This is a genomic window from uncultured Ilumatobacter sp. (genome assembly GCF_963980585.1).
Lineage (GTDB): Bacteria > Actinomycetota > Acidimicrobiia > Acidimicrobiales > Ilumatobacteraceae > Ilumatobacter_A.
In genome coordinates, this window is sequence record NZ_CAXCAM010000022.1 from 14194 (window position 1) to 30152 (window position 15959).

Genomic DNA, 15959 nt, shown 5'->3' on the forward strand with positions numbered 1-15959 from the left:
CGGCCGCTCGCAGCGAGTCGCTCACGCCGTCACCAACTGGAACAAGGTGTTCAGTCCAGTCAGGACCGCGACCCCCCAGACCACTACAAGTGTCTCGCGGCGCTGGATGGCGGCCGAGGCAGCCACGGCGATCAAGGGAATCAACGGCAGTGCGAACCGAGCCGGAGCTGCGAAGTCTTGGTTGCTGAAGTACGCGAAATAGAAGGTGTAGAACGGCCCGGCCGTAAGGAGCATGACCACGGTGATTCGTGCCAGCCAGGTGAGGCGAGCACCGCTGACGACGATGACGGCGGCGCTGAAAAGCAATGCGATGAGGAGCCAATTGGTGAGTTCGAGACCAGCAATCGTCAACTGCGAGCGAAGCGGGGGAGACAGGTACGGGTTTCTGACCGGAGTGAACGTCGAGCTGAGGTTGGCAACAATCTTCTCGAACGACACTCCTTCAGCTCGATTGACAACGAACATGGGTGCACTGCCCATCGAGTCAGTCGACACGGAGACTGGCGCTGTGGGAAAGAACCTGGCGTGGAGACGCCCCGCTACTTCGAGCCGGAAAAGCAGCACGGCTGGGAGGATCGCCAACGGTGCAAGACGTTGCGTCACCGACGCCGTCGCATCAGGGGTCCTGCGTACCATCAGATACAGCCCACACGCCGCTACCGCAAGGATGTTTGTCGCTTCGACAAGGATCACGCCGACGTAGACGAGTGGAACCCACCACCACCTCAGTCGTCCCGCTTCGTACTTCACGGTGGCGAGAATGGCCAACGCCCCGGTCAGCATCAGGCTGACGTCAGCATTCACGGTCGCTCCCGCATGGAAGATCGTGAGCGGTGTGACCAGCAGGAGCACGATGACAGGTGCACGCGATCGGCGGCTGAGGCCCAGGCACGCCATCAGGTACCAGGTCACCGAAAGCGCAGCTGCCAACCACACGGCGCCGAGCATCCGCGCTGCAGTGACCTTGCTCTCGAAGAGACCGACGGCTGTGAGGAGCCGGGCGCTCACTCCTGTTGTCAGGTAGTACGGCGGGAACTGCGCTGCGGCCGTGTTGAATCCGTTTTCCTGAAAATCGTTGGGGTCGTAAGTGGCCAGACCGCAAGCCGGCCCGACGTAACCCGGGGCGTCAACGCTCCGGCACGCCGCCTCGGCGAGGGTTTCCTGCCCGATGCGATCGTTGCGCACCGGAATGTCGAAGTCCCCCGCTCGGATGACGTAGTCAATGTGCTGTAACTCATCAATCGGTGACAACGTCTCGTAACTCCTGACATGGAGTCCCACCAACAGCAGCGACGCGACGAGCAACAATCCGCAGATCTTCCAGTCGGTTCGCGTCCAGATCGGAGCTGGGGGTGAGCCCTGATCTTCGCCGTCTACTGGGGTGGAGGCATCTGCCTCTGTGGCGCTGGAGACGTCGTTGGGTCCGGCCGATGATGCCGAGTCGACCGACTCCGTATCGGACCCAAGATCGCGGACGCCCTCGGGCTCCGCTGGCTTCGAGGAGAACTGGACCACGGGTGGTCAACGTATCAGTGGTCGGATCGTTCGCGAACTCAATGACTCACGGCTGAGGCCTCGAGCGATGTTCGGCGGACTGGGGAATGCAAGTCATGATTCGACCTATCAGAACACGCTCATCGAAGATCCTGATGACCAGCACCGTGAGTGCCCGGTGGGCCGTCGTCAAGAACTGTTGCGCTTGATGGAGCGTCGGACCGCCATCGCGAACGTGTCGGGTTTGGTGGCTCCGTGGCCAGCGAAGGTTGGCTCATCGAGCGGCCACTCGAGCCAGTCGAACCAGAGAGGCGAGAGTCGTGGGTTGTAGTACGGGTCGTTGCGCAACTCGTGTGCCCAACGCTGCTCGATGTATTCGGTCTCTCTTGGCAGCACCTTGCCGATTCGTGTCCGGCTCTCAAAGTGGTACCAGAGTGAATGTGGTGTCCAAATAATCCGATAGCCAGCGGCACGAATGCGCAATGACAGGTCGACGTCGTTGTAGTTGAGCGGTAACTCTTCGGGAAACCCGCCGACCTCGTTGAAGAGCTCAGCAGACATCATGGCCACAGCGGCGGTGACGCCGCTGCACTCCCGCGCGACAGCGAGCGGGCGAAGTGGCAGTGGGCCGGGCGAGGCGCCCGACCAGCCGGTGCTGGCGTGATGGGGCCCGTGGAAGTAGACGTGACCACCGTGCTGGATGGTGCCGTCGTCGAAGAGCAGCTTCGAGCCGGCCATGCCGACAGGGCCCGATGCCCCTTCGCTCGGGCCGGTCACAAGGCCGACGAGTACCTGGATGCTGTCCGGCTCAATCAACTCAGTGTCGTCGTTGAGGAACAGCAGGAGATCGCCTGATGCAGCGGCGGCTCCCTCGTTCATCTTCGTCGAGAAGTTGAACTCGCCGTGGTGCTCGACCAGTACGAGGCGCTCACCGACGAGATCTTGGAGCGTGGTGATCACCGCAGGAGGGGTGTCGTCGTCGATGATGACGACGAACTCAAGGTCGGAGTACGTCGACCGTTCGACAATGCTGCGCACGGCCTCGACGACGAAACACCGACTGATCCCCCAGATATGGCCCGCCGACCCACGGGTCGGAATGAGGACACTGACCTGCGGAGGTGGAGACGGCAATGTGTTCTGGACCCGATAGATGCCCTCGTGTTCTGTCGTGTTGACAGTTGCGTCGAGACCGATTCGCTCGCAGTGCTCGGCCACAGCGCGCTGACCGGCATCGAACGCCCACGGTTTTGCATCGACGCCGGCCGCGACACTGGTAGGCGCCTGACGCCAGTGATAGAGCACCTCGGGGACATGCGCGATTTGTCGGGCGGTCTCGCCAAGTCGAAGCATGAGGTCGTGGTCCTGGGCGCCGTCGAACCCAGAACGAAATCCGCCGAGGTCGACGACGAGCGACCGTCGCGCCATGACGAAGTGGGTGATGTAGTTCTGATTCCGCAGTCGTTCGGGCGACCATTGGGGTTTGAGGCACGGCCCGATGTGTTGGCCGCTCGCGTCGAGGAAGTCGTGGTCGCTATAGACGACGTCCACGCCGTCGTTGGCTGCGGCGAGCATCGTGGCGATCGCGTCGCTGCGGAGGACGTCGTCATGATCGAGGAACGCCACGAACTTGCCGGTGGCTGCGGCGAGGCCGTCATTGCTCGCTGCGACGATTCCGCCCTGCTCAGGTCGATGCAGAACGATGTTGCTGCTCCGGTCGGCTGCTCGACGAAGGAGTTCCGCAACACCGTCACGTGTCGACCCGTCGTTCACGATGATGTGTTCGACGTTGTGTGCGGTCTGGAGCTCAACCGATTCGAGGCAGGCAGCGAGATGAGCCGGATCGGGATTGAAGACCGGTGTGATCACCGAGACCAAGGGGTCGATGAGCGATTCTTTCATCGCTCGAATGTCGCGAGTCGGCGCTGGACTCGTCGAACGACTCGGCCGACCATATGTCTTGCACGTTGGATCACGATGCGATGAACTTTGCCAATGTTGTGTCGCGCCTGGCCGAGAGCGACGGTGAGTTCCATGACCTCCCCACGCAGTTCGCCGTTGGCCTGCTCGGCGATCTTGACTGCCTCGCTCGCCCCAACAAGTTCAGTCCGAAGATCGTCGTAGCTCTGCTCAAGTGGTCCAACCAGACGTCGCAACCGCTTGTTCTCCGCAATCAGCGCCTCGACGTCGTGGACCACCTCTGTTTGGTCCACTTCAGGCATAGCTCAAGTGTATCTTCGCTCCCATTGGGGCTCGCGGTGCTCGATCAGCAATGTCATGACCCGTAGAGGCGTCGGCAAACCTCAACCAGAAACACTCTGAGAGTACGCTCTGCCCAATGTTTGAACCCGTCGCAGCCCGCGATGGCGAGGGTGCACAGCGTTCCGAAGCGCCTGCACGGGAGTCAACACGGCAACCACTGCTGCGCGTGGGCCAGCTGATCGCGAGGTTCGCCGAGTGACTCCTCCGCTGATTCCGGTGGTCGTCGTCACACACGAGGGCCCGTCAGAGAGGCTCAGCCGATGCCTGGAGGCACTGCGCGATGCCGGTGGTGTCGGACCTGTCATCGTCATCAACAACAGTGAGCGGGAAAGCAAGAGTGAAGCAGATCTCGAAGATCTGTACGGTGCGGTATTGATCCGTACAGCGAATCGCGGGTACGGCGCGGCGGCCAACGACGGGTTCAGCGAAGTCCGTCGTCTTTCCCCCAGCGCAACGGCGATCGCACTCCTCAACGACGATGTCACCGTTGCTCCCGGCTGGATCGAGGGGTTGAGCGACGCGCTGGCAGAAGGATGGAACGTCGCCCAGCCCAAATTGCTGATGGCGTCATCGTTGGCAGCCGACGTCGCCCTGGTGAACAGCGTGGGCGTCACACTCGACCGGCACGGCGCCGGAGTCGATATCGGCTACGGCGAACCCGACAGTTCGGTATTTGACGGGATCGCCGACATCGAGATCTTCACCGGGGGAGCGGTGCTCTTCTCCCGTGCGTTCCTCGATCTCACTGGGGGGTTCGACGAACGCTTCTTCCTCTACTACGAAGACGTGGACCTGGCACTGCGCGGCAGAGAACTGGGCCAGCGTTACGCGTGTGTTCCCGATTCGATCGCCTGGCACGAAGGCGGCGCCTCGACTTCGGTCCTGGGCGAGATGACCCGCCGCCTCCAGGACCGCAACCGGGTTTGGTGCGCCATACGCTTCGGCCGGCTGCCGACGATCGTTCGAGCCGTCTGGCTGTCGTTGCGGCGGCTTCGCCGCGCCCCACATGCAGCCCACTGGCGTGCCCTTGTCGGTGGACTGGCTGGCGGCCCACGACGTCTCTGGGAACGGACGCAGGCGCGACGACCCCGACACCGAGATGCGGACGCCCCGAGCCCACCGGGCGACGTCCGCACCGAGGGCGTCAACCTGCTCGGATACCACCATTCAGCCAGCGGCCTGGGCACAGCGGTGCGACAGCTCCACCGTTCACTCGCCGCTGCAGGCGTGGCGGTCTCGATCTTCGACGTTGACACCTCCAACAGCCCGCGCGTCGAGGCCGACGACGGTGCCCGGGGGTCGACGATCGTTCGACAGACGACGCTTGCGGTCGTCACCGCGCCCGAACTTCCGGGAGCGTTGGCAGCGCGTCCGAAACTTCGTGCGGTGGACCGGGTTGTCGGCTACTGGTTTTGGGAAGTGGCCGAGGTTCCTGTGACGCATCGATCCGGAATCGAGCTCGTCGACGAGATCTGGGCGCCGACGACCTTCATTGCGGACGCCTATCGCTCGGTCCCCGGCGGGCCGCCGGTTGCGCATCAGCCGATGTACCTCTCCTGCCCCGCACTCGACGATGGAGCGCGGGATGCGTGGCGTCGCCGCTGCGCACCGAATGGCGAGTTCGTTTTCCTCGTCACCCTCGACCTGTTCAGCATCGTCGAACGCAAGAATCCCTTCGGCGCCATCGATGCCTTCGTTGCGGCATTCGGACCGACCGACTCGACGGTTCGGCTGGTCATCAAGACGCTCAACGGCGACCAGCGTCCCGAGGCACTGGCCCGCATCGCGGACCACGCGGCGCAATCCGGCATCGCTGACCAGATTGAGATCTTCGACTCCTTCATCAGCAACGATGAAATGACTGGACTCATCTCCGCCGCTGACTGCCTCGTCTCGTTGCACCGCGGCGAAGGGCTGGGTCTCCAGCTCGCATCAGCGATGTGGTTGGAAACCCCGGTGATCGCCTCTCGCTACTCGGGCAACCTGGACTTCATGTCCGACGAGACCGCAGCGCTGGTCGACGTGAAACTGATCGACGTCGAGTATGGCGAGGGCGCGTATCCCGACGGATTCCGATGGGCGGACCCTGATCTCGGTCAGGCAGCGACGTGGATGAGCCGCATGGTCAATGACCTGGACCTTCGCGGGCGACTCGTCGAAGCTGCGCTTGAGCACATGCACGGCCAGCCAGCCGAGAAGGCATTCGGTCTGAATTACGCTCGAGCCCTCGGCATCAGCGAGCAACCCGCAAATGGTCCCAACTGATTTGGACTGTTGGCGCGGTTGCGCGCCTTGTCGCAACAATTTCCGATTCTGAGCTCGTCGATCTGGGGTGACGGGAAAGGTACCGCTGAGGGTCACTGCGCTGGGCGAGAGGCGACGACGCTCTTCCACCGGTTGAGGAAGACTTGTTGCTGCTTGGAAACATCGGGTGGGGATGTAGCGGAGCCATGATGTTCATGAACAACGCGCACCGAATCAACGACCTGGGTCCCTCCACCGAGTTCGGCGGCGCGTAGGGCGAAGTCGACGTCCTCGTAGTAGGCGGGGTGATACGCAAGGTCGAAGCCCCCCAATCTGGAGAACAATTTCGACGAGAGGAACCAGCACGCAGCCGAGGCGTAGTCCGGCGTATGCGATCCGGCCTGGAGAATCGGTCGTGTATCACCGTCGTCGATGATCCTCATGCCCAGTTCTTGGAGCGACCCGTCCGGGAAGATCAACGCCGGCGCCGAGATGAGGTCGGGCTTCGACCGGGCGGCATCGAGGAGCGAGCGCAGTTGGCCGGAGGACACGATGACGTCGGGATTGACGAATGCGAGCATCGCAGCGCGTGCCGCCGCGGCCCCGGCATTATTGCCGCCACCAAACCCAAGATTGGCCGTTGGCTGAATCAGGCGGACCCCTCGTGAGGAGATAGCGACTCGGTTGCCTGCGGCATGACCACGGTGCGGATGATCATTGTCGACAACAATTACCTCGGCCGCGATCCCATCTGCGGCGACGGACGCGCCGAGCGAGTCAAGGCAGTGATCAAGAACCAATCCCGTCCCGAAGGCAACAATCACAATGCTCAGCTCGGGCCTCTCGACCCATGGAAAGGTGACGCGAGGAACGGGAGAGTCAGTGACACGGACGACTGCTGCTTCCTGTTCGATCACGCTCAACGATCCGACCTGTGCGTGATCGGCAAGCTGGCTGGTTGATGGATCATTCCTGAGCGGACGCAGCGTCACGCGGGTCTAGTGAGGGTTGCGGCTGTGCCATCAGGGCGCTTGACCAACTCGGCGACGATTGCCAGAAGTTGATCGTTGGTCGCCTGGAGTTCGGCGATCGTCGTTTCGAGCGCCGTCACCCGCTGCATCCGATCGTCAAGTATGGCGGTGATCGCTGAGAGCGATTCGCTGGCGAGAACGGTTGCCTCGGCACGAATGGCGTCGATCCTCGGGAGCAGTGCGCCTTCAACGGCGGACGCAATGGCGCCGCTTAGCTCGGCTGTCTGACGGCTGGTACGTTCTCGGCCATCTTCCTTGACCGCTTCGAAGTGTTCGTTGAGGTAGCCCCGCAGGGGACTCGTCACGCTTCGAGCAGCGCTGGCCAGGCGAGTGTTTGGCATCTGGCGTACGTTAGCCCGCGTCGTCAATCGCAGCGCCTGGTCGATGGCCCGCTCCGAGCGTGGTCAACTGCTCGATGAGCGCGGCGGAGTCTTGGCGGTGCTGCGTTTCCATGCGAGTGTGAGCCGCTCGGCCGATCCTTCCGGCGAGGTCCGGTTCGTCGACGAGCCGGCGCATCAAGCGTGACGCGTGATCGACGCTCGGTCGCGCCCACGTTGCCTCGGCGGGGTATGCCCAGCCGCCGTCCGCGCCGACGTCGACGAGTTCGGAATCAACCAACAAGGCGCTTGCGTCATCCATAAAGTCAAGATTTCCCGAGTATCTGGTGGCGATGACCGGGACGTTCATCCACATCGCTTCAGCAAGGTGGAGGCCAAGTCCTTCACTGCGATGCAGCGACACAAGTGCATCGAGATGTCCGATGAAGGCAAGATGTTCGGCAATGGGGAGATGAGCATCCCACACAGTGATATCTGGCCGCTCGGCCGCGGCGAGGAGCAGTTCTTCGTGCTCGCGCCAGCGCTGCTCACCGTTGATCGTCTTGATGACCAGCAGGGGTCCCTCGTCGGCCGCAAAGGCCTGCGTGAAAGCAGCGATCGCACCGAGTGGATTCTTGCGCGCCGTCACACTGAGGTGGTCGAGGACGACGCCGAACACGAAGCGGCCATCGGCTTCAGCCAGGGGCAGAAATGAGTCGCGTGCGACGTTGGATCGGACGGGTCGTGCGAGTGGCAGCGGTGCAACCCGGACCGGGACCCCGTGTTCGGCGAAGGCTTTGGCCATGAACCGTGTTGCCGACCAGATCTCCTGCACCGTGTCGACGGCGACAGGTGGCCCACCAGCAACCGTGGAGAGCTCCCAGAACCAATAGCCAATGACGCTGCGGCCGGGCCCGAAGAGCTCAGGATGATCGGAGCGCAGGTTGGCCATCTGGTCGCCGTTGACGCATGCCAGCGTCGTAGCGAACTCGACGTGTTGGTCACAACGTGGAGGTTCGTCGAGGAGCGGGTTTGCTGTTCGCTGGTACGCAATCGCTGAGTGCGGAATACCGGCCTCGGCGAGCACCTGCACGATGGTGCGCCCGACGGCGCCGACACCGGACTGTCGGTCGAGGTACCCGACGACGTTGATGCCATCCGTTCGACAACCCGTCACCTTGAGATGGGGAGTCGGGTTGGTCAATCCAGCAGGATCGATGAGGAGGGGCGCTTCGTTGCGGCCCGCTGCCCCGAATGCCCATGCTCGGAAAGCCTCTACATCGACGTCAGCATCGACACCGAAACGTGCGGCGAGGTCTGGCCGAGATTCGAGCAGTGCCCACCAGTATCGCTGGCTGAGCCAGTCGCGAAACTCCTTTGCCTGAGTCCATGGCTGCAGGCTGTGGCCAGGGTGCCGTCGGGCGAGGCGGCGTATTGTGGCGTCGATGGCGATCCCTCCGGGCAGTGTCAGCGCATCGCTCCGAGGGCTCAGTTGGTCAGCGACTCCGCGCACCGCGGCGAGGCGGTCGGCATTGGCGAGTGAAATGCGGGGCCGACCTGCAATCGTGCGATCCAGCAATGCCGGACCGTCTTCGGCGAAATGAGGGGCATCGATCAGCGCCGTCTCTTGGCCATCTGGCCAACGCCAGGGCGACGCGCCAAGCGTTGGATCGGTGCATTGGCGTTGCCCGAAGAGTGTTGTCGCCACATCGAGCCGCCGTCCGAATGTCACGTCGCTCCCAGCAACCAAGCCCTCAAGCAGCCAGGTGATCGCCGCTAGAGCGTTCGCGCCGAAGCCAACCACCGACGACGACACTGAACCGGCCACGAACAATTCTGCGACGTCTGGAAATCCGTTTGCCGGGGTCCCGACGGAGCGCGGGATGACAACGAGCACGTCCGTAGCTGCGGGTACCAGCGCGTCCAATGGGCCAGCAACTGCGATGGCGCCCGCAATGAGCACAATGACAGGGTTTGCATTGTCGGACACAACGGAGCGAGCTGCTGTGAGACCGGCGAGCCAAATCCGATCGTCGTGGGCGGCGCGGCACAGGTCAATCTCGGCGGGTACATCACGTGCCCATTCAGTGCCCGCCGGAGCGTCAGGGCGAAGCTGCGGGTCGCCAGCCCACGACGCTGAAATGATCCAGCCGGGATGCTGCGTACGTACAGCGCGAACCAATGCTGCAGCGGTGTCGTCGGCTGAGTTGACGGCAACGATGACCTCAACAGTCCCGCCACGTCGATCGCCCGAGGTCATCTGGACCGTTGGTCGCGACCGGTCATCCGCTGGTCGACATCATCCAACACGGCTGACACGGAATTTCGGATGTCAGCCAAGCTGGCATCTTGCTTCAAGTTCAATTCGGCGAGCTGGATACGCAGCTCGTCGACCGAATGCTCAACGCGTTCGAGACGGGCTGGCCCCCGAAGGATCCACGACAGATAGGACCTGATGGACCTGACGGACATGAGGAGATGGTATCCCAGCGCCCGAATCTTGTGTGGACCGCCGATGGTAATAATCGCAGCGAGTGCGACGCCGAATCAGTTCCGTGACCGAACGAGTTGCATCCAGCGCTTGCGCACACTAGCGAACCGCGCCCGCAGACGGTCGGGCCTTGTCAGCTCGGCGGCCCGCGGTTTGCGAGGTGGAGCAAGATCGCCGAGGTGGGTGATTGCATCGTCTTCGACGCTGAGCCACATGTGGAAGTTTGCAGCGTCGGAGCCGTCGACATCGGGAAACGCATTCTGGAGGTCGCGGCGTTCTTCCCAGACGCTGCGCTCCATTCGGGTCAGCGGATGTTCGGCGGACCCACCGATTGGTTCGTTCAACCAGAGGAGGAACGCGCTGTCGTCGGCTCCGAATGCGGTGGGCAACTTGAGTTCGTCGACCGTCGCTCCGCTGCGGAGCTGGTCCAGAGCGGCCTCGCGGCAGAGGCGGCGCATCGTCGAGGTTAGTGCCATCCCGTTGGCGGTTGTAGACCACTGATGCGGGCCGGTCCGCCGTTCAAGGTGGCCGCGGGCGATGAGGGCCCGGCCGTACTCGTCAGCGAGCTCTCTGATCGTCGTGCCGAGAGCGTGCGGTACCCGGGGCCGGGAGGCTTGGTGCTTCGACAACACGTCCGGGACGACGGGGTCGTAGCCGCTGTAGTGGATGAAGCGAACTGGACGGCCATCGACCATCGGGTGCTGGTCGCCGGGGTCAAGGTCGCGTTCGTGGATGTTCCACCAGGCGATGTTCATCCCCGGATCCCGTGACACGGCGTGATCGAAAAGCGCCGGAACCCAGTCGACCCACTTCTGGTCGGTGAACAGATGCCGGTCGAGGTCGACCACGGCGTCGGTGAGTAGTCGTTCCATCCACCAGTCGAGGAACGGGAGGGCGCTGGCGCCGACCGCGATAAAACCGAGGTTGAACATGCCCGACTCCATCACTGCTTGTTCGGAGATGGCCAGACCGTCGCGAGGAACTGGCTGAAGGACGTGTGGGGTGAGGACGATGCCGGCGCTGTCGACCGCGGCGATGGCATCGTCGAAGGGGGAGTAGACGTAGATGTCCGGGTCGAGGTAGCAAACGGTGTCAGCGCTACCGAGCAGTGTGCGTAGCAGCGACGGTTTGACCGCCGTGCTGAGCTCCATCACGTCGTAGATGGTCTTCATGAGATCGAGCTCAAATGCGGTGAGGTCGAGGTCGGATAACCGCAGTATCTCGATGCCGTCGACGACGGAGCCGACGGCTTGCTCGTCGATGACCAAGATGGCGAATCGACTCGCAGGGTGATGGCGAAGGAATGACTCGCCCAACAGTTGGGCCATCTCGACGTAGTTCGACGCAACGATGGTGCCAGCAAACATGTGGTCGCAGGCTAGTGCTGGAGGTCAGTCTGTGAGCGGCCTATCTTGCTTGTCCTTCTTGGCTGCCTTCTGAGCTTTCTTCCAGTCTCGCACCCTGCCGAGCGACGCTTCGTCGGTGATGTCGGCGACCGAGCGGGGGACGTCGTCGCCGAATTTGCCGGCCGCATTGCGCCAGCCTTCGGGTGCAACACCCTGGGTCTTGCCAAGGATCGCGACGAAGATCTTCGACTTCTCGTCGCCGTAGCCAGGGAGGGCCTTCAATCGTCGGAACAACTCCTTGCCGGAATCGACGCCGGTCCACAGATTTGCTGCGTCCCCGTCGTACTGGTCGGCCACGACCGCACAGACCTGATGGATTCGCTTGCCCATCGAGCCAGGGAACCGATGAATCGCTGGCTTCTCACAGCAGATGCTGACGAAGTCGTCCTCGGGCATAGCGGCGATCTTGCCCGGGTCGAGGTGCCCGAGTCGTTCTTTCAGTGTCGACGGGCCGGCGAAGGCCCATTCCATGGGAACCTGCTGGTCAAGCAACATGCCCAGCAGCAGTGCATTGGCGTCAGTGTTGAGCAAATTGTCGGCGGCTGCGTCGCCGGTGATGTAGAGCGTTCCGGTCACCAGCGTCAGATGATGAACGGGTCGATGGCGTCGGGGTCGATGTCGTAACGCCGGATCGCGTCATCGACGACGGAGGCGTCAACGGCACCATCACGGAACAAGCCGGACAGCACTGCGACGACGACGTGGCCGGTGTCGATCTCGAAGTGGCGACGGAGGGCCTCGCGTGTGTCTGAGCGACCCATCCCGTCCGTACCGAGCGGAATGAAGGTTCGACCCGGGAGGAAACGAAGCACCTGTTCAGGCACCGACACCATGAAGTCCGAGACGGCCGTGATTGGGCCTTGCGCATCGGCGAGGATCTGAGTGATTCGAGGCACACGTTGTTCGGCCGAAGGATGCAGCCGATTGTGACGCTCGGCGGAGAGTCCCTCCTCGCGCAGCGCCTTGTACGACGTGGCCGACCAGAGTTCGGCCCCGACCCCGTAATGCTCAGCGAGCTCGTTGACCGCTTCGCGGGCAGCGCCCTGAGCGGACCCGGAGAACATGATTGTTGCCGGCTTGAAGCCCTCGCCATCGGGAGCATCAGCCCATTTGTAGAGACCCTCGACGATTGCTTCGGCAATGCCCTCGCGGTCGGGGAGCTCTGGCATCTCGTAGTTCTCGTTGTACAGGGTGATGTAATAGAAAACATCGGTCTCGTCGGGCATGCCGCCGCCGTACATCCGCTTGATGCCAGCATCGACAATGGCACCAACCTCATAGGCAAAAGCGGGGTCGTATGCCTGCACCGCGGGCACGGTCGAGGCGAGCACGAGGCTGTGGCCGTCTTGATGCTGGAGGCCTTCACCCATCAGCGTGGTGCGGCCTGCGGTGGCGCCCATCAGGAAGCCGCGAGTGCGCATGTCAGCGGCCTGCCAAATGAGGTCGCCCACACGCTGGAAGCCGAACATTGAATAGAACGTGTAGAACGGGATCATTGGCACACCACGCGTGGCGTAGCTGGTGCCCGCAGCGATGAAGCTCGACATGGCGCCAGCTTCAGTGATGCCCTCTTCGAGAATCTGGCCGTCTTTGGACTCGGCGTAGGAGAGCAACAGGTCGTGATCGACCGGTTCGTACTTCTGGCCCTGCGAGGCATAGATGCCGATCTCGCGGAACAGCGAATCCATACCGAAGGTTCGGGCTTCGTCGGGAATGATCGGAACGATCCGTTCGCCGACGTGTTCGTCACGCGTCAGGCTGCGGAGCAAGCGAGTGAAGCCCATGGTGGTGGAGACCTCTTGGCCATTGGATCCTGCCCACATCTCTTTGAAGGCGGATGGATCCGGCAGCGACATCGGCTTGCGGACACGCGTCGTTCGCTGTGGCACGAAACCGTCGAGGGCACGACGACGTTCCATCATGTACTGGTATTCGATCGAGTCGGGGCCGAGCTTGATGTACGGCGGGTTTTTGTCGTCCACCTGATCTTCCGGGATCTCATCTTGCAGATGGAGGCGGTCACGCATTTCCAGCATCTGTTTCTTGGTCATTTTCTTGATCTGGTGTGTCGAGTTGCGTCCCTCGAAACCTTCGCCCAGTGTCCATCCCTTGACGGTTTTGGCCAAGATCACCGTCGGGCGGCCAGAGCCGAGATTGTCGGACGCCGCCTTGTAGGCGGCGTAGAGCTTGCGGTAGTCGTGGCCACCGCGCGGCAGGTTGCGGATGTCGTCGTCGGTCAGGTGCGAGACCATCTGGCGCAGGCGGTCGTCAGGGCCAAAGAAGTGATCGCGTGCGTATCCACCCGGCTCGGTGGCATAACGCTGGAACTCGCCGTCGACGGTGGTGTTCATCTTGTTGAGGAGCACACCGTCTTTGTCCTGGGCGAGCAAGTCGTCCCACTTCGATCCCCAGACGACCTTGATGACGTTCCACCCCGCACCACGGAAGGTCGCCTCGAGTTCCTGAATGACCTTGCCATTGCCCCGCACCGGACCGTCGAGGCGCTGCAGGTTGCAGTTGACGACAAACACAAGGTTGTCGAGCTGCTCGCGAGAGGCCAACGAAATGGCTCCGAGCGTTTCGGGCTCGTCGCACTCGCCGTCGCCGAGGAAGGCCCAGACGCGGCTGCCGGAGGTGTCATCGATTTCGCGGTTTTGCAGGTATCGGTTGTAGCGGGCCTGGTACAGCGCCGTCAACGAGCCGAGGCCCATCGACACCGTGGGAAATTCCCAAAAGTCCGGCATCAATCGCGGGTGGGGGTACGAGCTGAGGCCGCGACCGTCCCGGCCGAGTTCGCGGCGGAAATGGTCCAGATCGTCTTCGGTCAGTCGGCCTTCGAGGAAGGCGCGTGCGTAGACACCGGGTGCGGCATGGCCCTGGAAGTACACGTGGTCGCCGGGCGTGCCATCGTCTTTGCCGCGAAAGAAGTGATTGAACCCGATTTCATACAGTGCTGCGGAGCTCGCAAACGTCGAGAGGTGGCCGCCGATGCCGTCGGCGGCCTTGTTGGCCTTGACGACCATCGCTGCAGCGTTCCATCGGATGAAGGCCCGGATGCGTCGTTCGATGTGTTCATCACCCGGGAACCACGGCTCTTCGTCGCGCGGGATTGTGTTGACGTACGGAGTCGACACGGTGGCCGGGAACGAGACCTGACTGGCCCGGGCCCGTTCCATGAGCCGCGACAGGAGATACCGCGCTCGGTTCTTGCCGTGGACATCGACGACGGCATCGAGGCTGTCGAGCCATTCCTCGGTCTCGACCGGATCGATATCGGGCAGCTGATGTACGTGGCCGTCGAAAATCATACGAGTGCCATTGTCGCAGGGTTACCGCGCGGTACGCGACGGGTGATCGAAAGTGTTCACACTGACTTGGGCAGATGGCTTGGGAGCGATCAGGTGGGGCCGAGACGGGTGGCGGCTGCGAGCCCCGGGCCTGGTGGCCGTGGGCCGAGCGGGTCGGCGAGGAGCGCCGAGATTCGATCGATATACATCTGTGTGAACACCTTGACGCCCGTGAAGTTCTGGTGCACATGGTCGACAAACCAGTCAGGTCGTGATGCCGAGAGGTCGTGCCATCGAATGAGGGCGATGTACGGATCCCGCGCAGCTCTGATTCCGATCGCAGTGTTGAACCAGCGTGAGGCATCCCACTGGGTGCGGTTGGCCACGGTGACCCAAGCAATTGGAACACCAGGACCGATCTCGTCGAGGAGCTGATCGATGATCTTGCCAGCGAACGCAACGGGGTCAGGGCACCTGCAGTTGTTGACGACACCCAAGTCGTTGGTCCCCAATTGGATGACCCAGAGCGCAGGTGCAACGCCGGCCGCCTTGAGTGACCGCACCCGTGCGACACCGGAGTCGCGACGTCCCAGGAAGTTGAACGACACGGCGATGCGCCGGGCACTGAGCCCTTCGACCCGAACATTCAGCCCCGCGTTGCGCAGCGTTGGCCTGATGTAATCGACGTTTCCGCCGGTCAGGGAATCACCAACGATCACGGCGTCGGGTTGGCCTGGCGCAGCAGCGGCTTGCCGGCCAGCGCTGAGCGGTGCGATTCCCGCCAGGAGCGCTGCAGCGACGAAGCAGGAGACGGCGACGAGTATCCGCCGTGGCCAATTCGCCATCATCAATCCGCTGCGCATCACCGGTGATCTGATGGCGCACGCCGTAGCGTTGGATCGATGCAGCGACTCGAGATATACACCGACGGTGCGTGTCAGGGAAACCCTGGACCGGGCGGTTGGGGCTGGGCGGTGGCACCAGAAGGACAACCCTGCGGGTCAGGTGGTGACCCAGACTCAACGAACCAGCGGATGGAGGTGTACGCAGTGATTGACGCACTGCGCACCTACTCCACGGTGGCCGACGAACACGGCGCCCCGCTCCCGATTGAGATCGTGTCCGACTCGACCTACGTGGTCAACTGTTTCCGCGACAAGTGGTGGGTCAAGTGGGAGCGCAACGGCTGGAAAAATGCCAAGAAGCAACCAGTTGCCAACGAAGACCTCTGGAAGCCATTGATCGAGCTCGTGAAGTCAAGCGACGTCACGTTCCGGTGGGTGAAGGGTCACAGTGGCGACCGAATGAACGATCTTGTCGACGCACTCGCCGTCGCAGCAGTTCCGCGCTGACTCCGGCAGGTGCAGGGCCTCACAACGCAGCTACGAACCTTGACTCGAGCTTGAGGGTTCTCCTCAAGCTCGGGG

The 15959-nt window shown here is 62.6% G+C and carries 12 protein-coding genes; 2 read left to right on the plus strand and 10 right to left on the minus strand.

The window, feature by feature from the left end; all coding sequences use genetic code 11:
• Positions 1-21 precede the first annotated feature (21 nt).
• The 3 genes from ACH2DW_RS08750 to ACH2DW_RS08760 form a co-directional block, all read right to left on the minus strand.
• Positions 22-1515 (minus strand): hypothetical protein, encoded by a 1494-nt coding sequence (locus ACH2DW_RS08750; protein WP_394929357.1) that lies wholly within the window; start codon positions 1513-1515, stop codon positions 22-24.
• A 168-nt stretch (positions 1516-1683) separates the two neighbouring features.
• Complete coding sequence (locus ACH2DW_RS08755; protein ID WP_394929358.1) at positions 1684-3396, minus strand: glycosyltransferase; 1713 nt, start codon at positions 3394-3396, stop codon at positions 1684-1686.
• Complete coding sequence (locus ACH2DW_RS08760) at positions 3393-3716, minus strand: hypothetical protein (RefSeq protein WP_394929359.1); 324 nt, start codon at positions 3714-3716, stop codon at positions 3393-3395. Before ACH2DW_RS08760 ends, ACH2DW_RS08755 begins: the two co-directional genes overlap by 4 nt.
• A 235-nt stretch (positions 3717-3951) precedes the next feature.
• On the opposite strand from ACH2DW_RS08760, the gene ACH2DW_RS08765 reads away from it, so the two are divergent.
• A complete protein-coding gene (locus tag ACH2DW_RS08765) occupies positions 3952-6021 on the plus strand; it encodes a glycosyltransferase (RefSeq protein WP_394929360.1) in 2070 nt (689 codons plus the stop codon).
• 92 nt (positions 6022-6113) lie between these two features.
• Here the strand turns inward: ACH2DW_RS08765 and ACH2DW_RS08770 are convergent, their stop codons facing one another.
• From ACH2DW_RS08770 to ACH2DW_RS08800, 7 genes are all read right to left on the minus strand, one after another.
• On the minus strand, positions 6114-6917 hold the full coding sequence (locus tag ACH2DW_RS08770; protein WP_394929361.1) for a glycosyltransferase: 804 nt from the start codon (positions 6915-6917) through the stop codon (positions 6114-6116).
• A gap of 71 nt (positions 6918-6988) precedes the next feature.
• The gene (locus ACH2DW_RS08775) at positions 6989-7372 is read right to left on the minus strand and encodes a hypothetical protein (protein WP_394929362.1); all 384 of its coding nucleotides are present in this window, start codon (positions 7370-7372) and stop codon (positions 6989-6991) included.
• A gap of 10 nt (positions 7373-7382) precedes the next feature.
• Positions 7383-9608, minus strand: a complete 2226-nt coding sequence (locus ACH2DW_RS08780; RefSeq protein WP_394929363.1) for a glycosyltransferase — start codon at positions 9606-9608, stop codon at positions 7383-7385.
• 287 nt (positions 9609-9895) lie between these two features.
• Positions 9896-11206, minus strand: a complete 1311-nt coding sequence (locus ACH2DW_RS08785; RefSeq protein ID WP_394929364.1) for a hypothetical protein — start codon at positions 11204-11206, stop codon at positions 9896-9898.
• Positions 11207-11230: 24 nt separating this feature from the next.
• Positions 11231-11821 carry an HhH-GPD-type base excision DNA repair protein gene (locus tag ACH2DW_RS08790; protein WP_394929365.1) on the minus strand — a complete coding sequence of 197 codons (591 nt, stop codon included), beginning with the start codon at positions 11819-11821 and terminating at the stop codon, positions 11231-11233.
• Positions 11822-11826: 5 nt separating this feature from the next.
• On the minus strand, positions 11827-14553 hold the full coding sequence (gene aceE, locus ACH2DW_RS08795) for a pyruvate dehydrogenase (acetyl-transferring), homodimeric type (RefSeq protein ID WP_394929366.1): 2727 nt from the start codon (positions 14551-14553) through the stop codon (positions 11827-11829).
• An 89-nt stretch (positions 14554-14642) separates the two neighbouring features.
• Positions 14643-15395, minus strand: coding sequence for a hypothetical protein (locus ACH2DW_RS08800; protein WP_394929367.1), 753 nt, complete (start codon positions 15393-15395; stop codon positions 14643-14645).
• Positions 15396-15434: 39 nt separating this feature from the next.
• Here ACH2DW_RS08800 and ACH2DW_RS08805 point away from each other — a divergent pair, with 39 nt between their 5' ends.
• Positions 15435-15884 (plus strand): ribonuclease H, encoded by a 450-nt coding sequence (locus tag ACH2DW_RS08805; RefSeq protein WP_394929368.1) that lies wholly within the window; start codon positions 15435-15437, stop codon positions 15882-15884.
• The last annotated feature ends 75 nt before the right edge of the window (positions 15885-15959 follow it).

Excerpts from the sequence above, each read along its gene's own strand:
- ACH2DW_RS08755 (WP_394929358.1), bottom strand. The coding sequence starts at position 3,396 with ATGAAAGAATCGCTCATCGACCCCTTGGTCTCGGTGATCACACCGGTC.
- ACH2DW_RS08760 (WP_394929359.1), bottom strand. The coding sequence starts at position 3,716 with ATGCCTGAAGTGGACCAAACAGAGGTGGTCCACGACGTCGAGGCGCTG.
- ACH2DW_RS08775 (WP_394929362.1), bottom strand. The coding sequence starts at position 7,372 with ATGCCAAACACTCGCCTGGCCAGCGCTGCTCGAAGCGTGACGAGTCCC.
- ACH2DW_RS08780 (WP_394929363.1), bottom strand. The coding sequence starts at position 9,608 with ATGACCTCGGGCGATCGACGTGGCGGGACTGTTGAGGTCATCGTTGCC.
- ACH2DW_RS08785 (WP_394929364.1), bottom strand. The coding sequence starts at position 11,206 with ATGTTTGCTGGCACCATCGTTGCGTCGAACTACGTCGAGATGGCCCAA.
- aceE (WP_394929366.1), bottom strand. The coding sequence starts at position 14,553 with ATGATTTTCGACGGCCACGTACATCAGCTGCCCGATATCGATCCGGTC.
- ACH2DW_RS08800 (WP_394929367.1), bottom strand. The coding sequence starts at position 15,395 with ATGCGCAGCGGATTGATGATGGCGAATTGGCCACGGCGGATACTCGTC.
- ACH2DW_RS08805 (WP_394929368.1), top strand. The coding sequence starts at position 15,435 with ATGCAGCGACTCGAGATATACACCGACGGTGCGTGTCAGGGAAACCCT.